Here is a 21,724-nt window from a genome sequence, read left to right on the forward strand (position 1 = left end):
GTCACTGTGGAGCTCATCGAGTCTAATTGAAGGAAAATGGTTGAAAATGATGGTCAATGATGTTTGCGATAAGCCCATTTCCAATCAAGGCTTACTCCCAGCAGGGACACTCAGATCCCTTGGGAGGAAAAATGCCAAACTTGTCCAAGCTATCGCGAAGGTCTTTTTTAACATCAACATCAGGTGCCGCCGCATTAGCGGTCGCAACGCCACTTTACCTCCGGCCAGATCGCGCCCGGGCGGCTTCCGGGTTGGCCGACGGTATGATTGGCGGGCCGACGGGTTTCGATGGCGCTGAACGTTATCAATACGGGCCCGACACTCCCGAAGGCCGCGCTATCGATGCGGTGCGTGCGATGAAAGATGCTGGATCTGCGCCCGAACGTATCGTTCTGGGCCTCTCGGATGGCTCCATCGGTCAGATCACACAGCCTTTCCCGGCAGGTGCGCCGTCGATCAAGGAGTTGTGGGAACAGGAAACCGGTATCACGCTGGACATCGTAGGCGTACCCAATGGCCAGGAATTCACCAAGGTCATGCAGGACATTTCCACCAAGGGCGGCGGGTTCGATATCTATGCTGTCGAATGGAACCGTCTGGGCGATCTGGCGGAGTCCGGCGGCATCGTTAATCTGGACGAATATGTCGAAATGCATAAGCCCGAATGGGACATGCCTGAGCGTGGTTATGTCGGGGGCGAACAAGGCGTCAGTCTTCTGAACGGGTATCGCGGGTCGATTTATGGTGTTTGCCTTGATGGCGATTTCCAGACCTGGAACCACCGGACGGATTTGTTTGGCGATCCGGCTGAGCAGGCCGCGTTTGCGGACAAGCATGGCTATGAACTGGCACCGCCGAAGACGTGGAAAGAGCATGATGAGATCGCCGCGTTTTTCCACCGCCCTGATGATGGCCTGATCGGCAGCACCGATTTGCGCAATCAGGGGTGGGGATATACCAACTGGTATCAACGCTATGTCACGATGGCGTCGCCCAACCAGTTCCTGTTTGCCGATGACGGCACCGCACTGATCAATTCGGAACAGGGTGTGCAGGCAACCATGGAATATGTCGCATCGCTGGCGCATCACTCGGCGGATGCGATTTCGTGGGGGTGGCCCGAGCAGTATGGAAACTTCGCGACGGGCGGTGCCGCGATGACATGTGCGTTCTCCAACTTACCGAAATTTCTCGACAATTCGGGCAATGACGGCTCGACCGTGACGGGCAAGATCGGGTCGCACCTGCCGCCCGGACGGGACCATGCGGACGGGCGCGTCAGTCGAACCGTGCTGTGGTTCAACCTGTCTGCTTCGGTCTCAACCCAATCAGAACACCCCGAGTTGTGTTATTTGTTCCTGCAATGGTTGGGCTCATCACGCATCTATTCGTGGATGACGGCCAACCCGGGCGGCTTCTTTGACCCGTTCCAACTCGCCAACTTCTCGGACCCATTGGTGCGGCAGACCTATCACGACTACCACATGGACATCGTGCGGGAATCCGTGCGCCGGACAGTGCCGACCATCAACTATCCGGGTGCGACGGCATTCCACAACGCGCTGGATGAAAACCTGACGGCGGCGTTGACTGGTTCGATGTCCGCCGAGGACGCGATGGCCAATACCGAACGGCAATGGAAGCGCATCGCGCGGCGGGTCGGAGAAGACAAGCTTGTTGAAGCCATCCGCGCCAACAAGGCGGCGTGGCCGGATCTGGTTGATCCGGTCTGACCGCCCGCTTGAGGGAAGAGGCGGACGCCTCCCAACTGCCTCTTCCCACTTGACCTTTTGACGATGGATGACAGATGCAACGCGCGATCCCCTTCGAGATTTTCCGATACGTCGTAATCCTGAGCCTTGTTGCGATTTCGCTCGTACCGACGCTTTGGATGATCTCGATGGCGTTCAAACCGATTGCCGAATGGTCCGCCGCTGGCGCCGATCTGACATGGTGGCCGCGCAACCCGACGCTGGACAATTTCCGGTTCATCTTTGGTCAATCCTCGACCGATCTGATCGTGGCGCTGGAGCGCACGGCGGGGCGCCCGATCTTTGCCTCTCTGCTGACCGCGACATTCGGAACGCTGATTGCAATGACAGCCGGAACGGCGGCCGCTTATGGCCTGTCGCGGTTCGGTCAGGGCGGCAACCTTCCCCTGGCGCTGATCCAGTTGCGCCTGTTTCCACCGATGGCGGTGATGATCCCGGTGATGATCATGTGGTCGTTTCTCGGTCTGATCGACAACTGGTTCGGGCTGTCGCTGATCTACGGCATCGTAACGCTGCCCTTTGCCTTCTGGCTGATGAAGACGTTTTTCGACGACATGCCGCGCGAGATTGAGGATGCAGCACTGGTCGAGGGCTGCACGCGCTGGCGCGTTTTCGTGCGGATCACGTTGCCGATGATGCGCCCTGCGCTGGCGTCTTCCGCGCTCTTTGTCTTTATCCTGAATTGGTCGGACTACCTGATCGCGCTGCTGCTGACGACGCGCGACTGGGCGACGATCCCTGTCTACATGGCCTCGCTTTCATCCTCGATGACCGGGCAGCTTTATGGGGCCAAGGCTGCATTGGGCGTGATAGCCGCCGTTCCGCCGATCATCATGGGCATCGCCATTCAGAAGCACCTTGTGCGTGGCCTGACATTCGGAGCGCTGAAAGAATGACCAAGGTTTCGACCATCGAGCCCGTGGCCGAGCTGACGGATGCCCCCGTAAAGACCGGTGCGCGCCTTGGCCTGTGGCTGACGCTGCCTGCGCAGCTTCTGGTGCTGTTCATCGCGCTGTTTCCCATCCTGATGCAGGTTTATATCTCGCTCACCGATTGGTCGCCGCTGGACGGTATTCCCTGGTGGCGGGCGCACGAGCTTTGGACTGGCCTGCTGAACTACGCGGACCTGATGGCGGACAGTCGGTTCTGGGGTGCCTTGTGGCGGACGTTTTTCGTGATGGCGGTCTGCGTGCCTGTTCAATTCCTCTTGGGCCTTGGTCTGGCGGTTCTGTTTGTCGACGATTTTCGGGGCAAGCGGGTGCTCTATTCCACGCTGCTGGTACCGATGATGGTGGTCCCTGCGGTGGCTGGGTACATGTTTTTCATGCTGTTCCAGTCTGGCGGCCCGGTGAATGACCTGCTCTCGCTGTTCACCAGCGACCCCGTGCGCATTGCGTGGCTGTCTGACCCCGACCTTGCCCTGATTGCGGTCATGTTGGCCGACATCTGGCAATGGACGCCCCTGATGTTCCTGATCCTGCTGGCCGGTATGATCAGCGTGCCCCAGGATCAGCAGATGGCCGCGATCCTGCTGGGGGCGTCCTGGTGGCGGCGGTTCTTTACCATAGTGCTGCCCCGGATGAAGTCGATCATCATCATCGCACTCGCGATCCGCGTCATCGAGATTTTCAAGATATTCGACACGCTGTTCATTATGACCGGCGGCGGTCCAGGTGTCGCGACGGAAACGATCTCGGTCTACATCTACAAGGTCACACAGCAGGAGCTGATCTGGAGCTATGTCGCGGCGATCGCGCTAGCCATCCTGATCGTGCTGTCAGTGGTGTCTGTCTTTGCCATCAAACGGATGCAGCGGGGACAGGGCACATGAGCGAGATTGCACTGGAAAACCTTGGCAAGACTTTTGGCGATTTCACCGCTCTGGCGGACATGAACCTGACCATTGCCAACGGGGAATTCATGGCGTTGTTGGGTCCGTCGGGTTGTGGCAAATCCACGACGATGAACATCATTGCAGGCATGTTGCGCCCGTCCCACGGTGCCATCCGGTTCAACGGGCAGGATGTGGTGGACGTGCCCATGGCCAAGCGTGGCGTCGGGTTCGTCTTTCAGAATTACGCGATATTCACCCATATGTCGGTGCGCGAGAACCTGGCCTATGGTCTGCGCGCGCAGGGTGCCCCGGGGGCAGAGATCACCAAGCGGGTAAAGGCCTTTGCCGAGTTGCTGCAGCTCGAGACGATGTTGGACCGCCCAGCTGCGGGCCTGTCAGTCAACATCCTGCAGCGACTTGCCATTGGCCGTTCGGCCATTCTGAAACCTGCGATCTTTCTGCTGGATGAGCCGCTGTCCAATGTCGACGCGGCCTTTCGTGCTGTCATGCGATCCGAGTTGAAAAGCCTGCAGGGCCAGTTCGGGCAGACCATGGTCTATGTGACCCACGACCAGTTGGAGGCGATGACAATGGCCGACCGGATTGCGGTGATGGATCATGGCAAGCTTTTGCAGGTCGGCACGCCGCTCGACATCTACAACAACCCTGCCGACACCTTTGTTGCGCGGTTCATCGGAGCGCCGGGGATGAACATTCTCGATGGGCGTCTGATCCAGAAGGACGATGCCGTGTCCGTCGAGGTGCCGGGCATCGGGTCCGTTGATCTGCCGCCCGCACTGCAATTCGCCGCGCGGGATTTGAACGGCTCCGACGTCCAGATCGGGTTTCGCCCGGAACAGGTGAGTGCCACAGGCTCGGGCCTGACCATGCGGGTGGGTCTGGTGGAACGTATCGGCGCGCGCACAATCGTTCATCTGGAACACGAGGGGATCGCGGCAAAAGCGGTTCTGCCCGCAGATGTTGCGCCCCCGGTTGCGCGCAAGGACTGGACGTTCACGGTGCCCGAAGACGGCGTTCGCCTGTTTGATCCGGTCACCGGTCAGGCGCTGAAAGCGAGGGCGCACTAATGGCCTCAATCCGGTTTGAAAACGTCTCGAAGTCCTATGGCGACGTGCTGGCGGTGGATCAGGTCAACTTTGAGGTGCCGGACAACGCCTTCTTCTGCTTCTTCGGTCCGCCCTTGTCGGGCAAGTCCACGATCCTGAAGCTGATCCTCGGGCTGGAGACACCGGACAGCGGCGAAATATTCTTTGATGGGCGCCCCATGCGTGACATCAGCCCGCCGGATCGGAACGTGGCGATGGTGTTCCAGAACCTCGCCCTGTTCCCGCACATGACGGCGCTGGAAAACGTACGCTTCCCACTGGTGGAGCGCAAAATTGACGGGGCCACGATCAAGGCTCGTGTGGCGCAGGTGACAGACAAGCTGCACATGGCCCATATCCTGCACAAACCACCCGCGCAGCTGTCGGGTGGCGAACGGCAGCGCGTTGCGATTGCCCGCGCGCTGGTGCGCGATCCGGTGGCCTATCTGATGGACGATCCCATCTCGGCCCTGGATGCGCGGCTGCGCGAGGAAACGCGGGTCGAGTTGCGCCGGATGCAGCAGGATATGGCCAAGACCCTGATTTACGTGACCCACGATCAGGAAGAGGCGATGTCCGTCTCGGATCAGATGCTGATTTTGGAAGCGGGCCGCGTGCGCCAGATCGGCGCGCCGCATGACCTCTATGACGCGCCCAATAGCGCCTATGTGGCGTCAATGCTGGGCGCGCCTGCGATGAACATGGCTGACACCTCGGATGCGATTGGGGCGCTGTCCACAGCGCCGGACATTGGCCGTGGCACTCAGACGATAGGCATCCGCCCCGAGCATTTGAAGGTGGCGCGCAAGAACGGGCCGGGCCGGGTCACGGCGATTGAGCCGTTGGGAGCCACGACTGTGCTATCCGTGGAAGCCGCAGGGATCACGTGGAAAGCGGCGCTGCGCGGTCAGCCCGATCACGAGATCGGCGCGCCCGTGGAATTGAGCGTCGATGCCGGTGGGCTGCATTGTTTCGATGCGCACGGCAATGCGTTGTCGGCGGCATGAAGAACGGCGAATGAAGATGACACAACTGGACCTGAAACCAGACCCGGATATTCGGGTGAAAAAGTTCAAGATCGGCTGCATCGGGGCCGGGATGATCATGGCCGAATGCCATCTGGCCGCTTATGCGGAAGCCGGGTTTGACGTTGTCGCCATCGCGTCCCGCACCAAGTCCCGCGCCGACGAGGTCGCCAAGCGCTGGGCGATCCCGGCGGTGCATGACACGCCCGAAGCCCTGATTGCGGATCCTGATGTCGAGATTGTCGACATCGCCTATCCGCCCGATAAACAGCCCGCGCTGATCCGGGCCGCCCTCGCTGCCCCGAACGTCAAGGCGATCCTGGCTCAAAAGCCGCTGGCGTTGACATTGGACGAAGCGATCGCCCTGCGCGACGAAGCCGCTGCCGCCGGAAAGGTGCTCTCCGTCAATCAGAACATGCGGTTTGACCAATCCATGCAGGTGCTCAAGCAGCTCTTGGATCAGGGCGCGCTTGGCGATCCGGTCTTTGCCCAGATCAACATGAATGCCATCCCCCACTGGCAGGGGTTTCTGGAACAATATGACCGCCTGACGCTCGCCAATATGAGCGTCCACCATCTGGACGCCTTGCGGTTCTTGTTTGGTGAACCGGTCGAGGTCACGTCCGTTACCCGCCAAGACCCGCGCACCAGTTTTGCCCATGACGATGGCATTGTCGCCACCACCTTGCGCTTTGCTTCCGGCGTCTTGGCGTTGTCGCTCGAAGACGTCTGGGCCGGACCGCGCGAAGAGGGGTTCGAAGATGATCAGCTCATCACTTGGCGGGTGGAAGGCACCAAGGGCGTCGCCAAGGGCAGCATCGGCTGGCCCACGGGCGCACCATCGACCCTCCGCTATGCCAGCACCAGCCACACAGGCGGGAAATGGGTCACGCCGAAATGGGACACGATGTGGTTCCCGCATGCCTTCATCGGCGTGATGGAACAGTTGCAATACGCGGTGGAGACCGGGACGGAACCGGCCCTGAACGTGGCGGACAACGTGCGGACCATGGCGCTGGTCGAGGCTGCCTATCAATCCATCGAACACGGAAAAACCGTGCACATGAACGACATCAAACACTGAACGGGAGGAACGGAACAATGATGCAAACAGGGATATTCTCGGGGTACTTCCCCTACACGCTGGAAGAAACCGCCAAGGTGATCCGGTCGCACAACTTCAATTGTGTGCAACTCGACATGCATTTCAAGGATTTGGACGTCTCCGACGGTCAGATCACCAAGGACAAGTGCATTCAGGTGCGCGAGACGTTTCGCCGCCACCACCTGCCGGTCTCGGCCATCTCGTGCTATACCAACATCATCAATCCAGACCCCGACAAGCGAAAGGTTCTGCTGGACCGGTTCAAGGAAATCCTGCGGCACGCACAATATCTGGGATCGCCCTTTGTCTGCTCCGAAACGGGCACGTTCGATACCGAGAGTGACTGGGTCCATCACCCCAAGAACAAAACCGAAGAAGGTTGGGACGACTGCCGCGCGGTCATCGCGGAACTGGCGCAATACGCCTATGACCATGGCGCGGTGTTCCTGCTGGAAACCTATGTGAACAACGTCGTCGGTTCGGTCGAGGAAACCCTGCGCATGTTTGCCGAAGTCGATCACCCCGGCCTGGGCGTGATCATGGATCCCACGAACTATTTCGAGGATCACAACATCGACAAGATGGACGCCACGCTGAACCACGTCTTTGATGCCTTGTCCGACAAGATCTATCTGGCCCATGCCAAAGACGTCGCGCGGGCCGAAGACGACGGTGCGGAAAAGCACGCCGACATCGGAGATGACGATGCTGCCGAAAGCCACACGTTCCGCGGCGTGGGGGCCATCGAATTGCCTGCCCCCGGTCTGGGTGTGCTGAATTACGACCTGTACCTGCAGCGGCTGGCCAAGAAACATCCCAACATCTCCATGATCATCGAGCATCTGGACGAAAGCGACGTGCCGCGCGCCAAGGCGTTCCTGGATCAGAAGCTGTCCGAGAACGGCCTGTAACCCCTTTCGCCCGGATCTTGGCGGGTCCGGGCACCTTTCAACCCTTCAGCACGGGAGCCGAACTTGACCACAGTGACAACCGACATTCCGCCACGTGATTATCAACTGTCTGACAAGAACGCGCAGCAGGCCTTTGACCGCGGCCTTGCATCGGCCGAGTGGTATCACACGGATGTGGACCGCAAGGTGATGAAGGCGCTGATGAAGCGCAGCGATGGGCCTGCGATCCGGGACACGCTGATCTGGCTTTGCCTTTTGGTCGCGTCAGGTGCAGGGGTGATCGTCTTGTGGGGGTCGTGGTGGGTCTTGCCCTTCGTGTTGATCTACGGCGTGCTCTATGGTTCTGCTTGTGATGCGCGCTGGCACGAATGTGGCCACGGCACCGCGTTCAAGACGGCGTGGATGAATGACGCTGTTTACCAGTTCGCCAGCTTCCTTGTGATGCGCAATCCGGTGACGTGGCGGTGGAGCCATGCACGCCACCATACGGATACGGTGATCGTGGGCCGGGATGCGGAAATCGCAGTGATGCGTCCGCCGGATCTGCTCAAGGTCGTGTTGAATTTCGTCGGTGTTTTTGACGTTTGGTACTCGATGAAGGCGCTGTTGCTGAATGTAGGCGGTGTGCTGCAGGAACACGAGTTAAGTTTTGTGCCTGAGCCGGAGCAGGGCAAGGCGGTCGCCGCCGCGCGCGTGCATGTCGTGATCTATGCCGCAACGATTGTAGCGGCCATCGTCCTGGGCTCCTGGCTGCCGCTGATCCTGATTGGCGGGCCGCGCGCGTATGGCTGTTGGCACATGCTGATGACCGGCCTGTTGCAGCATGGCGGGCTGGCCGACAACGTCACCGACCACCGTCTGAATTCGCGCACGGTCCTGATGAACCCGGTCAGCCGTTTCATCTACTGGAACATGAACTACCACGTCGAACATCACATGTTCCCCATGGTGCCGTTCCACGCGTTGCCGCAACTACACGCGTTGATCAAACACGATCTGCCTGCCGCCAATCCGTCCATCTGGGATGGTTATGCCGAGATGATCCCGGCCTTCCTGCGCCAGTTGCGCAACGAAGACTACTATGTCCGCCGCGAACTGCCGCCCACCGCAAAACCCTACCGCGAAGACCTTCGCGAAATTTGAGAGGCCCCGATGTCTGACTGGATTGATGTATGCGCCACCGATGACATCGAAGAAGAGGATGTCATCCGCTTCGATCACGGCATACGCAGTTTTGCGATCTACCATTCGCCCGAGGGCGAATTCTTTGCCACCGATGGCCTTTGCACCCACGAACAGGTGCATCTGGCCGATGGGCTGGTGATGGATCACACAATCGAGTGCCCCAAACACAATGGCCAATTCAACTACACCACCGGCAAGGCCACGCGCCTGCCTGCCTGCGATCATCTGGGCACCTACCCGGTGCGCGTTGCGGGTGGTCAGGTCCAAATCCAACTGAGCGAGTGACCTTGATGCCCCGTACCAGACCCACCATTGCCGACCTGCGCGCGATCCGCGGCACGCGCCAACTGTCCATGCTGCGCGTGCTGACCCTGCAAGAGGCAGAGGCGGCGGAAAAGGCGGGCATCGACATCGTCTCGATCCCGCCGGACCTGATGCTAGACCCCGAATATCGCGATGCAGCACCCAGCCTGTTTTCCATGCCCGGCGACAATTTCTACGAGATCGGCGGGCCGGATGATTTCCTGCGCTGGTCATTCAAGATGTACCGCGCGGGTGCGGATGCGGTCTATTGCAGCGCGGGTTTCGGCACGGTCAAGAAGATGACGGACGAGGCAATTCCGGTGATCGGACATGTGGGGCTGATCCCGTCGCGCGCCACGTGGACCGGGGGGTTCAAGGCTGTCGGCAAGACCGCCCAATCGGCGATGGAAATCATGGAGGCCGTGCGCAAATACGAGGCCGCTGGGGCCTTTGGCGCCGAGATCGAGGTTGTCCCGGTTGAGGTGGCAGAGGAGATTTGCAAACGCACCTCTTTGTTTCTGATCTCGATGGGCGCGGGCACGGGGTGTGACGCGCAATACCTCTTTGCCGATGACATTCTGGGCCAGACGCAAGGAAAGATGCCGCGTCACGGCAAGGTCTATCGCGACTTCAATGCCGAATACGCGCGACTTCAGGATGAAAGGATTGCGGCATTTGGCGAATTCAAGGCCGATGTGGACAGCCTCGCCTATCCGGAAGACCGCCACATCGTGAAGATGGACCCGGCCGAGCTGGACAGGTTCATGTCGCAACTGGATGCCGCCTCATGAGGCTTTATGGCCAGGAACTGACCCGGCGCGAGGTCGCCGCCTTGTCCGGCGATCTGTCCCAATTCGCAGGTGTGCGGCAGATGACGCTCTGTGACGGCGCAGAAGCAGGCCAACGGGTGTTGGAGTTTCGAACCGGTACCGGCTTGCGCTTTACCCTGATGGTGGACCGGTGCCTTGATATCGGCAGCTGTGAGTACAACGGCATGGCGATTGGGTGGCATTCTGCTCCCGGTTTTCGCAACCCGACTTTGCACGATGCCGAGGGTGAAAATGGTCTGGGGTTCATGCGGTCGTTCTCCGGCCTTCTGATGACCTGCGGGCTGGATCATATCCTTGGCGGATACGAGGCGGACGTGCCGGAATACAATTACCCCGGACGGCCTACTGCCACTCACGGAATCCACGGGCGCGTCAGCATGCTGCCTGCACGCCTGACGGGCTATGGCGAACGCTGGGACGGCAACCGCTGTTTTCTCTGGGCCGAAGGGGTTGTCCGCCAGTCCGCTGTCTTTGCCGAAGACCTGGAACTGACCCGCCGCATCGAGGTCGAGGTCGGCACCAACGACATTCAGCTCATCGATGAAGTACGCAACCGCGGCTTCAACCGCACCCCGCACATGCTGTGCTATCACATCAATGTCGGCCATCCGATCCTGGCCGAAGGCGCACGCTATGTGGCCCCTATCGAAGACGTGGTGTGGGCCGCCCATGCCGACACTTATCAGGATCAGGGAGTCGGCTATGCCCGACCATCCGGCCCTGCGGACACATTTCGCGAACAGGTCTGGCAGCACGAGATGAAGGCCGATGCGGACGGCAATGTCGCCATCGCCCTTATCAACGACGCTTTGCCGCTGGGCCTTGAGGTGACAACGCGCAAGTCCGAACTGCCCTGCACATACGAATGGCAGCACCTGCAATCGGGCGGCTATGCCTTTGGTATCGAACCCTCGACCCATCACGTGTTGGGCAATGGGTTTGCCCGCGAACGGGGCGAGATGATCTGGCTGGAGCATGGCGACAGCCGACTCTACACCGTCAGGCTCAAGGTTCTGACGGACACGGATGACATCGCACGCAGTGAAGCCGCCATCGTGGCCACGCAAATGCAACCGGACGAGCCTTTTCCAATGCCGTCTGGTGATTTTCGGGCACTTTCGGGCCGGGGATGATGGCAGGGATTGTCATCGTCGGGGCCGGGTACTGCGGGGTCAGCGCGGCCCATGGTGCGCGCGAGGCTGGCTTTGAGGGTCAGATCACCCTGATCGGAGATGACCCGGAATTGCCCTATGAACGTCCGCCCTTGTCAAAGTGGGAGGGGGCGGAGCCGCGCTTGCAGCCGATATTTGCGAATGACTGGTACGCTGCAAACGACATCGACCTCAGGCGGGGCAAGCGCGTCACCGCCATCGACCGCGCCACGCAAACCGTGACCCTCAGCGCGGGCGAAACACTGTCTTACGCGAAACTGTTGCTTGCCACCGGAGCCGCCCCACGACGGTTGCCGCCCGAGGCGTTGCTCTTTGTAAAGCCACATTATCTGCGCACGCATTCCGATGCGCGTGATCTGGCAAGGCGCATCGGCGACGGGGCGGATGTGCTGATCGTGGGCGGCGGCTTTGTTGGATTGGAGCTTGCGGCAAGCCTTGCCGCGCGAAAGGCTTTTGTTCACGTGATCGAGGCGCAGGATCGGATCTTGGCCCGCGCAGTGCCGCCCGAAATCTCGCGGCGCGTACACGATCTGCACGTCGAACGCGGCGTCACGATCCATACGGCCACCACCATCACGGCGGTCAAGGACAATGTCGCGCGCCTGTCTAACGGGCAAAGTGTGCGGGCTGAACATGTGATCATTGGCATTGGGTCTGTTCCCAATACAGATCTTGCCACAGATGCCGGTCTGAGCGTGGACAATGGCATCGCTGTCAACGACCGCTTTGCCACGCAAGCCCCCAACATCTTTGCTGCCGGTGACTGTTGCAACGTGCCGGTTGCGGACGGGGGGCGAGCGCGGTTTGAATCGTGGCAAGTGGCCGGGGAACAGGGTCGTCGCGCTGGGCAAGCAATGGCCGGTGTCGCACCTGAACCAGCCCAGCCACCCTGGTTCTGGTCGGATCAGTTCGACCACTGTCTGCAAGTTGTTGGCCTGCAATCGGCAGGGACGCAAAACACCCTGCGTCCCTTACCCGATGGCGGGATCATTGCAATCGAAACGCGTGCCGGTGGGCAAATCACTTTTGCCGCAGGCTTCGCCCCGGGCAATGCAGCAGGTCGCGATATCAAGGTCCTGCAAAAACTCATGGAAGCCGGGATCGCAGGCGATCCTGCGGTACTGGCCGACCCGGGCACTCCCCTGAAAACCATACTCAGGCAGCGCTGAGCCGCTGTCGGACAGACAAAAGGAGCCGCACGTGCCAGATTTTTTTAAGGACATCCCGCCCATTACCTTTGAAGGACCGGAAACAGGTAACGAATTCGCCTTTCGTCACTACAACCCGGATCAGGTGGTGATGGGTAAGACGCTCAAGGATCATCTGCGCTTTTCCGCGGCATACTGGCATTCCTTTGCCTGGCCGGGCGGCGATCCGTTTGGTGGGCAAACCTTTGAGCGGCCCTGGTTCGGGGACACGATGGCGCTGGCCAAGCGGAAAGCGGATGTGGCTTTTGACATGTTTCAAAGACTGGGCATGCCGTTCTTTTGTTTTCATGACGCCGATATGCGCCCGGAAGGCCGGGATTTTGCTGAAAACGCACGCAATCTGGAAGAGATGGTAGAATACTTCGCCGAAAAGATGGAGGCGACCGGGGTCAAACTGCTCTGGGGCACGGCCAACCTGTTTTCGCACCGCCGGTTCATGGCCGGGGCAGCAACCAATCCGGACCCCGAGGTGTTTGCCTTTTCCGCCGCCACCATCAAAACCTGCATGGATGCAACGATCAAACTGGGTGGTGAAAACTACGTACTGTGGGGCGGGCGTGAAGGTTATGAGACCCTTTTGAACACCGACTTGGGGCGTGAACGCCAGCAGACAGGCCGGATGCTTCAGATGGTTGTGGACTATAAGCACAAGACCGGTTTCAAGGGCGCGATCCTGATTGAACCAAAGCCGCAGGAACCGACCAAGCACCAATACGATTATGATGTCGCCACGGTCTATGGCTTCCTTAAGGAGTTTGGTCTGGAAGGTGAGGTGCAGGTGAACCTCGAACAGGGCCACGCGATCCTTGCAGGGCACAGTTTCGAGCATGAATTGGCAATGGCGCGCGAACTGGGCATTTTGGGTTCTATCGACATGAACCGCAACGACTACCAGTCGGGCTGGGATACGGACCAATTTCCAAACAACGTCCCCGAGGTGGCATTGGCTTATTACGAGGTTCTGAAAGCCGGTGGATTTACGTCGGGCGGCACCAATTTCGATGCGAAGTTACGGCGGCAATCCCTGGATGCCAAAGATCTGATCCTTGCCCATATTGGCGGGATGGACACCTGTGCTGCCGGGTTCAAGGCGGCAGCGGCGCTTCTAGAAAACGGCGCGTTGGAGGAGATGCGAAACGCGCGATATGCTGGTTGGGATACTGATTTTGGCAAGACGTTAATGACGTCGGACTTGTCAGAAATTGAGGCTCTGACCAGACAAAAAGGCATCAATCCGAAGCCACGTTCTGGCAGGCAGGAACGCCTCGAAAACTTGGTTAGTCGCTATGCCTGAATTGCTGTTGACTGGGAAATGATAGCCAACTGAACTGCTGCCGCTTGGATCTATTTGGGTTCAGTCTCACGATTGACCGCAAACGCACCAAAAAATGTGTCGGCTTGACCTCATCGGCTAACGGTGCGCTGTTCCAATGGACGGCACGTGACTATGGCGCTGCGCAGTGGTTGGGTAGAGAAGGGAACAGGCGATGACATTCAATGTCGATTGGGTGGATGCGTTCACCGACCGTGCCTTTGGTGGCAATGGTTGTGCCGTTGTGCACGACGGTGCGGGTCTCGACGATGATATCTGCATGGCCTTCGTACGCGAGACATCGCTGGTTGAATGCACCTTCACGGGCCCGTCCGATGTGGCCGATATCAGGGTACGCTACTTCCTCGCCAGCCGCGAAATCCCGTTCGCTGGTCATCCGACGGTGGCTACGGTCGCCGCACTCCGGCACCGCAATCTGATCGAGGATGGTTCGCTGACTCTCGAAACCGGTGCAGGCGTCGTCCCGGTCGAGGCCGATGGTATGTCAATCCGCATGACCCAAGTGGCGCCCAACTTCGGCGCGCGCCCCGATCCGGCCCTGGTGGCTGCGGTCGGCGGCCTGACTGCCGATGACATCGTCCACCCGCCCCGCGTCACATCTACTGGTTTGCCGTTCGCCATCACGGTTCTGAAAGACCGCGCGACGCTCGATCGTGTTCGGTTCAACTTGGATGCTTTTGAGACCTATCTCGCTGCGCTGGGCGTCCACGGCACAGACGTGATGGAGCCATTCTGGTGCACGCGCGAGGGTGCGACGCATAAGGGCGACACATTCGCCCGCTTGCTGATGGCCCCGCCCAGCCCGGCAGAGGACCCGTTCACCGGCTCCGCCACCGGGGCAATGGCTGCCTATCTCTGGTCCGAAGGATTGATAGAAATGCCGCACTTCACGGCCGAACAAGGCCACGGTCTGGGTCGACCGGGGCAGGCGCGTGTGTCGGTGCAAGGTCCACGGGATGCAATCACGGGCGTGGTGGTCGAAGGACAGGCACATGTCCTGATGAGCGGCCAGTTGCGCCTTTAGCAAGAACGGTAAGGCGCATCCTGATGCGCCGCCGCCTGCCTTCGTTTGGCAGTGTGCCGTTCGCGTGGTTAAAATTAACTAAGTCAACCGCGCGCCGCGCAAGTAACTGATATCTCGCGTGAATCATACGGGCACTAACATACCCAAAAGCCACCGAACACGTTGTCCCCGCGGGGACAAAACGAAAAAGGCGCACCCAAAGGTGCGCCTCGCAGTAAGGTGGAGGTGTCCTCCGCCCGACCTTGTTTATTCGGCTGCGATCAGACCCATGCTTTCCAGCTTCAACAGAACCTGATGGGCGCAGTTGTCCACGTCCACATTCTCGGTCTCTACGCTCAGTTCAGGGTTTGCGGGCACGTCATAGGGGTCGGAGATGCCCGTGAACTCTTTGATCTTGCCTTCACGCGCCAGCTTGTAGAGGCCTTTGCGGTCCCGGCGTTCGCACTCCTCGATCGAGGTGGCAACGTGCACTTCGACGAAGGCACCGAACGCCTCGATATCCTCGCGCACGGCCCGACGGGTGGTCGCATAGGGCGCGATAGGTGCACAGATCGCGATGCCACCGTTCTTGGTGATCTCGGACGCGACATAGCCGATGCGGCGGATGTTCAGATCGCGGTGTTCTTTTGAAAAGCCCAGCTCGCTCGACAGATTTTTCCGCACGATGTCGCCATCCAGCAGCGTCACGGGACGTCCGCCCATCTCCATCAGCTTGACCATCAAAGCGTTGGCAATGGTCGACTTGCCGGACCCTGAGAAGCCCGTGAAGAACACGGTGAAACCCTGCTGCGAACGCGGTGGCTTGGTGCGGCGCAGTTCCTTGACGACTTCAGGGAACGAGAACCACTCGGGGATCTCCAGGCCCTCGGCCAGACGACGGCGCAGCTCGGTGCCCGAGATGTTCAGGATGGTCACGTTGTCACGATCCTCGATCTCATCGTTGGGCTCATACTGGGCGCGCTCCTGCACATACACCATGTGCTTAAAGTCGACCATTTCGATGCCCATCTCCTCCTGATGCTCGCGGAACAGGTCCTGCGCATCATAAGGGCCATAGAAATCCTCTCCGGCCGAGTTGCTGCCGGGACCCGCATGATCGCGACCCACGATGAAGTGTGTGCAACCGTGGTTCTTGCGGATCAGGCCGTGCCACACCGCCTCGCGCGGGCCCGCCATACGCATCGCCAGGTTCAGCAGCGACATGGACGTGGTGGACGCCGGGTATTTGTCCAGAACGGCTTCGTAGCAGCGCACGCGGGTGAAGTGATCAACGTCACCGGGCTTGGTCAGGCCGACGACCGGGTGGATCAACAGGTTGGCCTGCGCCTCGCGGGCCGCGCGGAATGTGAGTTCCTGGTGGGCGCGGTGCAGTGGGTTGCGGGTCTGGAAGGCGACAACCTTGCGCCAGCCCATCTTGCGGAAATAGGCGCGTAATTCGTTGGGCGTGTCGCGACGACCGCGAAAGTCATAGTGCACGGGCTGCTGGATGCCGGTCACTGGCCCACCAAGGTAGATATCACCGGCGGTGTTGTGCAGGTAGTTGACGGCGGGGTGGGCGCTGTCATCAGCGCCAAAAACCATTTCGGCCTCGTGGCTCTTGTTGGGGGTCCAGCGGTCCGTAACAGTCATGGTGGCAAGGATGACACCTTCCTGGTCGCGCAGGGCGATGTCCTGACCGATCTCGAGGCCATCCGCGAATTTTTCGTTCACGTCCAGGTTGATTGGCATCGGCCAAAGCGCGCCGTCAGTGGTGCGCATTGTGTCAACGACACTGATGTAATCGGCTTCGGACAGGAAGCCCTTGAGAGGATTGAACCCACCGTTCATCAACAACTCAAGATCACAGATCTGGCGCGGAGTAAGATCCCAGCTCACCAGGTCAGCGGCGTCACTCTTCAGTTTCTGCGCGCTGTCATAAGACACATACAGCTCTGGGATCGGAGCAAGGTTGTTTTCCATCAATTTGTTCCTGTGTTTCAAGGGGTTTAACCCGGATGTGGTGCCGGTCAGTTCGGCAAAGAGGGCGTCGTATTCCGCGAATTTACGGGCGAGGAACTGGTCAGTGAGCCGGTTCTTCTCGGCTGCTCCTCGTGAGGTGAGCGCATAGGAAAAGCGTTGCCGCTTGTCGGGGGCGTCCATGTCGTTCACCTGGACAAATCCCGCTTCGGTAGCTTGCCGCAAAAGCGTGTTGAGCCGTCCCAGAGACACGCCGATACCCTGCGCCATGGCGCGTTGAGTGGCACCTTGGGCTTGATCCAGCTGCCGCAACAGGCGGAACAACTGGTCGTCGCTTTCAGGTGTCGATTTGGGCGTGGCTGACATCACATGCATTCAGTTGCGTTCGCAAGTGAACACATTTCACAGAAAGTTTGTTCACGAAAGAACAAACTTTCTTCATGCGCGGATTTCCGCAGTTGTGGCAAATGCGTAACGGCCATACAGGCCGCGTCAAGGGGGTCAGGCAGGTGCGGTCGCGTGTGGCGTTAAAACGCTGATATCCGAAGCATCTGCCATCGGGACCGCCTCCAACGGTGCCTCGCGCCCGCGCAGGGACAGGGACACCACGACATGCTCGGGCGCGCGCATCCCGGCGGCCTGTAGCGTGTCCATGGACACGAGCGCTTGGGCGCCACGCACTTTGGTTTCGCTTTCCAGCCGCGATGCGATGTTTACTGTATCACCGATCAGCGTGCGGGGGGCCTGGCCCGCGGCGCCAATCTCGCCCAATACAACGTTTCCAAGATGCACACCGATACCGATGGCCACCGGCGCGCTGCCCTCGCCATCCAGCTTTTTATTGAAGCCTGTCAAGGCAGAGCCGATGCCCTGCACGGCCTGAATGGCTGCACGGGCCGATTGTTCTGCCGTGTCACTTTCGAACACGGCCATTAGGCCATCTCCCATATACTTGTCGACGGTTCCACCGGCAGCGTTGATCGGGGGCACGATCTCGTCAAAGAAGCGGTTCAGCAGATGCACGACATCATAGGGCAGTTGCCCATCGGTGCGCGCGGTGAACCCGCGCATGTCCAGAAACAGAACGGCCAATTGTGCCTCTTTGCCTTGGCTTGCATGGGCGCGGCTGCGTTTTCCATCGCGGTCAAAGACGCGGAACACCCGAACCGAGCTGGTTGGTCGCACCTGGCAGGCCAGCCGCGCGTTGGGGGGCGCATTCACCGCAGCGAGGCTGCGCTGCTCTGCGTCGGACGGGGCTGGCAAGTCTTCCAGCCCCTCTTCAACGATGATGCGGCATGTCGTGCACCGACCGCGACCGCCACACAGGGCCGTATGGGTTACGCCACTAACGCGCGAGGTTTCCAGGATTGTTTGGCCACGCGGGGCCCTTACGCTTGGCCCGTCGACATAGTGGATGCGGATGGGTCTGGCGATCGCCGCGATGCCACGTCGCAACAGGAACGCGGCAATGGCGGCGCCCAGGATGCCCCAAACCACAAGTGTCGTGTTATTGGCGGCAGCGGCGAGTTGGGCGAACCCTGCAGCGTCGGGCCAGTTCCAAGCGGCATGGGCCACTTGTTCAGCGCGCGGATTGCTCAGCAATCCGTCGATGGTCCGGGCAAAAGTGACAAAGCCCACAAGGGCCAGTGTCGGCAATGTAACGGCCAGACCGATCAGCCAAGGCACCCAACGCTGCCACCACTCTGTTAGCCGCAACCACATGTGCAGCCCGATAGCCCCATGGACCCAAGCGATGATCAAAAGGGCGGCCTGACCCCACCCGTCGTTGGTGCCCCAGATCAGGCGATTGACGTAGCCGAACATGGTGGTGACGCCCAACATCTCGTGCGCGCCGCGGGTGTAGACCAGATGATCGACCAGCATGATCGGGATCAAGAGGCCAAACGTGATCTGAACCCAGTCGCGCAGTGGCATACGCAGCGTACGGGCCATCACGACCTTGGTTAGCGACAGCACCATATGTGACAGCAAGGCCGTGCCGATGATGACCGTCCCGATGTCCGACCGGATCACCCAAAGCCGCGCAGTCTGGATTATGTCAAAGGCCGTTGGGGAGATCAGGATCGCGGCAAGGTTCAGAACGTGCAGGGTCAGATAGATCATAAGGATCAGACCGCTGACGATCCTGATCTTCGTTGCCAAACTGCCGCGCCAGATCGCGTGCGCCATGACTGCCCTTTGCGTATTATTACTTCGGTACAGCGTGGCCGTGGCGATGCGTCTGGTCAAGCGCGGCAATGCATGGACGCGTCGGGGGAGGGGGGCTCTGCCCCCGCGGCTGCGCCGCTCCCCCGTCGTATTTTCGGTCAGAAGAAGAAGCGGGCGTTACTCGGCTGCCAGTTCTTCGGCGCTGTTTTCGGTTTCGGCGATGAACCGTTCGGCCTCAAGTGCCGCCTGGCACCCCATGCCAGCGGATGTGATGGCCTGGCGGTACTGCCAATCGGTGATGTCACCAGCGGCGAACACACCCGGGATGGATGTTTCGGTGCTGTCAGGCTTGGTCACGACATAGCCGCCCATATGGGTTTCGAGCGTGTCTTTGACCAGCTCGTTGGCTGGGGCGTGGCCGATGGCGACAAAAACGCCCTTGGCCGGGATGTCTGTGATTTCACCCGTCTGGACGTTCTTGACCTTTACACCCTCAACCCCCAACGGGTTGTCGGTACCATAGACCTCTTCCAGCTGATGGAACCAAAGGGGTTCGATCTTGGGGTTCTTGAACAGGCGGTCCTGCAGGATTTTCTCGGCGCGCAGTTCGTCCCGGCGGTGGATCAGCGTGACTTTGGAGGCGAAGTTGGTCAGGAACAGCGCCTCTTCCACGGCGGTGTTGCCGCCTCCGATCACGACGATCTCCTGACCCCGGTAGAAGAACCCGTCGCAGGTGGCACAGGCGGATACGCCAAAGCCTTTGAATTTCTCTTCGGATGGCATGCCCAACCATTTGGCGCGGGCGCCGGTGGCGAGGATGACGGAATCGGCCACGTATTCGGTGCCGCTGTCGGATTGGGCCACGAAGGGGCGTTTGGACCAGTCAACGGATGTGATGATGTCACCGATGATCTCGGTGCCCATCGCCTTGGCGTGTTCCTGCATGCGGATCATCAGGTCGGGGCCCTGAACCTCGGTGTCGCCGGGCCAGTTCTCGACCTCGGTGGTGGTGGTCAGCTGGCCACCGGGCTCAATCCCTTGCACCAGGATCGGGTTCAGCATGGCGCGGCTGGCATACACGCCCGCAGTATAGCCGGCAGGACCCGAGCCGATGATCAGAACCTTGGTGCGTTTCGTGTCAGCCATTTTGACCCCCGTCTGGTGTATGAAATCCTGTCTGATATAGACGCGCAGGCGGATGGATTGAACCCAGGAAATGGGCAGCCGGGTTGCAGCATACGCAATGCGTCATTTCGGAAAATTGCGCAATTGTGAAATATTATTGCGCGCACCTGCGGGCGTGTTATAACAACCGCAAAATCATGGGGGCTTTGATGGCGAGCACGCGACTCGATCCGATTGACCGGAAAATTCTGGCAGAACTGCAGGCGGACGGTCGCATGACCAATGTGGAGCTTGCGAAGCGAGTCGGCATTTCCGCGCCGCCCTGCCTGCGCCGGGTGCGGACGTTAGAGGAAAGCGGTTACATCAAAGGCTACCATGCGGACGTGGACAGCCACGAACTGGGGTTCGAGGTGCAGGTCTTTGCCAATGTGGGGCTTGCCAGCCAGGCCGAGGCGGACCTGAGCGCGTTCGAGGACAAGTGCCGTGCGTGGCCGCTGGTCCGGGAATGCCACATGCTGAATGGCGAGGTCGATTTCATCCTGAAATGCGTGGCGCCCGACCTGTCCAGCTTCCAAAGCTTTCTGACGGGCGAGTTGCTGACGACGCCGAACGTGGCTTCGGTCAAGACCTCGCTGGTGATCCGGCAGGCCAAGGATTCCCCCGGCGTGCCGTTCGACGTGTTGGAAGCGCGGTTGGCCAAGTCGGCCTGAGCCGCCCAACTCCCCCTCCTAGTTGCTCACACTGTCCCGTTCCGGAGCACGCGGATGTGCCAGCGGGCCGAAATCCGTCACATGGGCAATGTGCGGGAACATCGACAGGAACAGATCGCGCTGGGCAAAGGTCGCCTGCCGCGCCGCGTTCATGCCGGGATGGAAGGTTTCGGCTTCGATCCCGCCAACATCCACAGCCGCATGGCGCGTCAGGCAGATGTGGAACAGGCGAATGGGCGTGGGCGGGACCACCTCGATCACGTTCACATTGTCCACGAATTCCGAGGCGGGCGTCAGCAGCGCGCCGCCGCCGGTTGTGCCGCGCAGATGCGGCGGCGTTTGAAGCAAGCGCGCGCCCGGTCCCACGGTAATGAAGGAACTGGGGCGGTGCTGGCCAAAACTGTCCGCCATGATCCGGATCAAGGGTATACGGCGCCCGGTGTCCGATGGCACGAAGCTTGATGATCCGATCCAAATGACCTGCGCGGGGTCGCCTGATGATGTGTTCAGCCAGTCGCCGGGCTGAAGATCCTCGATCGCGATGCCGCCATTCGGGCTGGACAGCACCACGCCGCGTGCAAAAGCGGAGAATGCGGCTTCAAACAGCGGAAGGGCCGGGGCCTTGAATGTGGCTATGCTGCGCGACCCATCTGCGCGCAGTGCCGCAACTTCGAATGTGCGGAGAGGAATATATTCAGGCCGAGCCATGGGCGTCGCAAATCGTTCTTCTAGTGCGCGCGGCGTGCGCAGGGCAGCAGGGGACGTCATATGTAATATGTAACCTCGCAATACCGGTCACATCTGTGTCGGCCCCCACCGACGACGTCAGACGGAACGCGTCCATGTGTCAAGTTTATGAAGCCTAATTCTTAAAATTGCCGCAAATTGTCAAAGAAACGGGTATATAAACCATGAACGGCGCACCAATGGCGCGCCGTTCATGGCATTGTTCATAA

Annotated in this window: 19 protein-coding genes; 15 read left to right on the plus strand and 4 right to left on the minus strand. The window is 60.0% G+C overall.

Annotated elements, in window-relative coordinates; all coding sequences use genetic code 11:
* Positions 1-251: 251 nt before the first annotated feature.
* The 14 genes from Q1A75_RS13495 to Q1A75_RS13560 all read left to right on the plus strand — a co-directional run bounded on the left by Q1A75_RS13495 (position 252) and on the right by Q1A75_RS13560 (position 14,808).
* Positions 252-1,733 carry an extracellular solute-binding protein gene (locus Q1A75_RS13495; RefSeq protein ID WP_299551609.1) on the plus strand — a complete coding sequence of 494 codons (1,482 nt, stop codon included), beginning with the start codon at positions 252-254 and terminating at the stop codon, positions 1,731-1,733.
* Between the two features lie 74 nt (positions 1,734-1,807).
* The gene (locus Q1A75_RS13500) at positions 1,808-2,668 is read left to right on the plus strand and encodes a carbohydrate ABC transporter permease (RefSeq protein WP_299551606.1); all 861 of its coding nucleotides are present in this window, start codon (positions 1,808-1,810) and stop codon (positions 2,666-2,668) included.
* Positions 2,665-3,603, plus strand: coding sequence for a sugar ABC transporter permease (locus tag Q1A75_RS13505; protein ID WP_299551603.1), 939 nt, complete (start codon positions 2,665-2,667; stop codon positions 3,601-3,603). Before Q1A75_RS13500 ends, Q1A75_RS13505 begins: the two co-directional genes overlap by 4 nt.
* Positions 3,600-4,694, plus strand: coding sequence for an ABC transporter ATP-binding protein (locus tag Q1A75_RS13510; RefSeq protein ID WP_299551600.1), 1,095 nt, complete (start codon positions 3,600-3,602; stop codon positions 4,692-4,694). The genes Q1A75_RS13505 and Q1A75_RS13510 overlap by 4 nt, the downstream gene beginning before the upstream one ends.
* Complete coding sequence (locus Q1A75_RS13515; protein ID WP_299551597.1) at positions 4,694-5,719, plus strand: ABC transporter ATP-binding protein; 1,026 nt, start codon at positions 4,694-4,696, stop codon at positions 5,717-5,719. Before Q1A75_RS13510 ends, Q1A75_RS13515 begins: the two co-directional genes overlap by 1 nt.
* 16 nt (positions 5,720-5,735) lie before the next feature.
* Entirely contained in the window at positions 5,736-6,821 is a 1,086-nt protein-coding gene (locus Q1A75_RS13520; RefSeq protein WP_299551594.1) for a Gfo/Idh/MocA family oxidoreductase, read from the plus strand.
* Positions 6,822-6,838: 17 nt separating this feature from the next.
* Complete coding sequence (locus Q1A75_RS13525) at positions 6,839-7,753, plus strand: sugar phosphate isomerase/epimerase (protein WP_299551591.1); 915 nt, start codon at positions 6,839-6,841, stop codon at positions 7,751-7,753.
* A gap of 72 nt (positions 7,754-7,825) precedes the next feature.
* Positions 7,826-8,896, plus strand: coding sequence for a fatty acid desaturase family protein (locus Q1A75_RS13530; RefSeq protein ID WP_299592365.1), 1,071 nt, complete (start codon positions 7,826-7,828; stop codon positions 8,894-8,896).
* Between the two features lie 9 nt (positions 8,897-8,905).
* A complete protein-coding gene (locus Q1A75_RS13535) occupies positions 8,906-9,223 on the plus strand; it encodes a MocE family 2Fe-2S type ferredoxin (protein ID WP_299555992.1) in 318 nt (105 codons plus the stop codon).
* A 5-nt stretch (positions 9,224-9,228) separates the two neighbouring features.
* Complete coding sequence (locus Q1A75_RS13540) at positions 9,229-10,032, plus strand: 3-methyl-2-oxobutanoate hydroxymethyltransferase (protein ID WP_299555994.1); 804 nt, start codon at positions 9,229-9,231, stop codon at positions 10,030-10,032.
* Positions 10,029-11,204 (plus strand): aldose 1-epimerase family protein, encoded by a 1,176-nt coding sequence (locus tag Q1A75_RS13545; RefSeq protein WP_299555996.1) that lies wholly within the window; start codon positions 10,029-10,031, stop codon positions 11,202-11,204. Before Q1A75_RS13540 ends, Q1A75_RS13545 begins: the two co-directional genes overlap by 4 nt.
* Positions 11,204-12,412, plus strand: a complete 1,209-nt coding sequence (locus tag Q1A75_RS13550; protein WP_299555998.1) for an FAD-dependent oxidoreductase — start codon at positions 11,204-11,206, stop codon at positions 12,410-12,412. The genes Q1A75_RS13545 and Q1A75_RS13550 overlap by 1 nt, the downstream gene beginning before the upstream one ends.
* Before the next feature lie 31 nt (positions 12,413-12,443).
* On the plus strand, positions 12,444-13,745 hold the full coding sequence (gene xylA, locus Q1A75_RS13555; RefSeq protein WP_299556000.1) for a xylose isomerase: 1,302 nt from the start codon (positions 12,444-12,446) through the stop codon (positions 13,743-13,745).
* Between the two features lie 193 nt (positions 13,746-13,938).
* A complete protein-coding gene (locus Q1A75_RS13560; RefSeq protein WP_299556002.1) occupies positions 13,939-14,808 on the plus strand; it encodes a PhzF family phenazine biosynthesis protein in 870 nt (289 codons plus the stop codon).
* A gap of 246 nt (positions 14,809-15,054) precedes the next feature.
* Here Q1A75_RS13560 and Q1A75_RS13565 read toward each other — a convergent pair whose 3' ends face one another.
* The 3 genes from Q1A75_RS13565 to trxB all read right to left on the minus strand — a co-directional run bounded on the left by Q1A75_RS13565 (position 15,055) and on the right by trxB (position 20,079).
* The gene (locus tag Q1A75_RS13565; protein ID WP_299556004.1) at positions 15,055-17,130 is read right to left on the minus strand and encodes a bifunctional sulfate adenylyltransferase/adenylylsulfate kinase; all 2,076 of its coding nucleotides are present in this window, start codon (positions 17,128-17,130) and stop codon (positions 15,055-15,057) included.
* 135 nt (positions 17,131-17,265) lie between these two features.
* Positions 17,266-18,954 carry an adenylate/guanylate cyclase domain-containing protein gene (locus Q1A75_RS13570; RefSeq protein ID WP_299556006.1) on the minus strand — a complete coding sequence of 563 codons (1,689 nt, stop codon included), beginning with the start codon at positions 18,952-18,954 and terminating at the stop codon, positions 17,266-17,268.
* A 156-nt stretch (positions 18,955-19,110) separates the two neighbouring features.
* A complete protein-coding gene (gene trxB, locus Q1A75_RS13575; protein ID WP_299556008.1) occupies positions 19,111-20,079 on the minus strand; it encodes a thioredoxin-disulfide reductase in 969 nt (322 codons plus the stop codon).
* A 188-nt stretch (positions 20,080-20,267) separates the two neighbouring features.
* Here trxB and Q1A75_RS13580 point away from each other — a divergent pair, with 188 nt between their 5' ends.
* A complete protein-coding gene (locus Q1A75_RS13580) occupies positions 20,268-20,768 on the plus strand; it encodes an Lrp/AsnC family transcriptional regulator (protein WP_299556010.1) in 501 nt (166 codons plus the stop codon).
* Positions 20,769-20,786: 18 nt separating this feature from the next.
* On the opposite strand, the gene Q1A75_RS13585 is transcribed toward Q1A75_RS13580, so the two are convergent.
* Positions 20,787-21,476 (minus strand): Hint domain-containing protein, encoded by a 690-nt coding sequence (locus tag Q1A75_RS13585; RefSeq protein WP_299556012.1) that lies wholly within the window; start codon positions 21,474-21,476, stop codon positions 20,787-20,789.
* Positions 21,477-21,724: the final 248 nt, after the last annotated feature.

Origin of the sequence: uncultured Tateyamaria sp., assembly GCF_947504105.1 — a bacterium.
Classification (GTDB): Bacteria; Pseudomonadota; Alphaproteobacteria; order Rhodobacterales; family Rhodobacteraceae; genus Tateyamaria.

Excerpts from the sequence above, each read along its gene's own strand:
- Q1A75_RS13500 (WP_299551606.1), top strand. The coding sequence starts at position 1,808 with ATGCAACGCGCGATCCCCTTCGAGATTTTCCGATACGTCGTAATCCTG.
- Q1A75_RS13505 (WP_299551603.1), top strand. The coding sequence starts at position 2,665 with ATGACCAAGGTTTCGACCATCGAGCCCGTGGCCGAGCTGACGGATGCC.
- Q1A75_RS13510 (WP_299551600.1), top strand. The coding sequence starts at position 3,600 with ATGAGCGAGATTGCACTGGAAAACCTTGGCAAGACTTTTGGCGATTTC.
- Q1A75_RS13515 (WP_299551597.1), top strand. The coding sequence starts at position 4,694 with ATGGCCTCAATCCGGTTTGAAAACGTCTCGAAGTCCTATGGCGACGTG.
- Q1A75_RS13520 (WP_299551594.1), top strand. The coding sequence starts at position 5,736 with ATGACACAACTGGACCTGAAACCAGACCCGGATATTCGGGTGAAAAAG.
- Q1A75_RS13525 (WP_299551591.1), top strand. The coding sequence starts at position 6,839 with ATGATGCAAACAGGGATATTCTCGGGGTACTTCCCCTACACGCTGGAA.
- Q1A75_RS13535 (WP_299555992.1), top strand. The coding sequence starts at position 8,906 with ATGTCTGACTGGATTGATGTATGCGCCACCGATGACATCGAAGAAGAG.
- Q1A75_RS13540 (WP_299555994.1), top strand. The coding sequence starts at position 9,229 with ATGCCCCGTACCAGACCCACCATTGCCGACCTGCGCGCGATCCGCGGC.
- Q1A75_RS13545 (WP_299555996.1), top strand. The coding sequence starts at position 10,029 with ATGAGGCTTTATGGCCAGGAACTGACCCGGCGCGAGGTCGCCGCCTTG.
- Q1A75_RS13550 (WP_299555998.1), top strand. The coding sequence starts at position 11,204 with ATGGCAGGGATTGTCATCGTCGGGGCCGGGTACTGCGGGGTCAGCGCG.
- Q1A75_RS13560 (WP_299556002.1), top strand. The coding sequence starts at position 13,939 with ATGACATTCAATGTCGATTGGGTGGATGCGTTCACCGACCGTGCCTTT.
- Q1A75_RS13565 (WP_299556004.1), bottom strand. The coding sequence starts at position 17,130 with ATGTCAGCCACGCCCAAATCGACACCTGAAAGCGACGACCAGTTGTTC.
- Q1A75_RS13570 (WP_299556006.1), bottom strand. The coding sequence starts at position 18,954 with ATGGCGCACGCGATCTGGCGCGGCAGTTTGGCAACGAAGATCAGGATC.
- trxB (WP_299556008.1), bottom strand. The coding sequence starts at position 20,079 with ATGGCTGACACGAAACGCACCAAGGTTCTGATCATCGGCTCGGGTCCT.
- Q1A75_RS13580 (WP_299556010.1), top strand. The coding sequence starts at position 20,268 with ATGGCGAGCACGCGACTCGATCCGATTGACCGGAAAATTCTGGCAGAA.
- Q1A75_RS13585 (WP_299556012.1), bottom strand. The coding sequence starts at position 21,476 with ATGGCTCGGCCTGAATATATTCCTCTCCGCACATTCGAAGTTGCGGCA.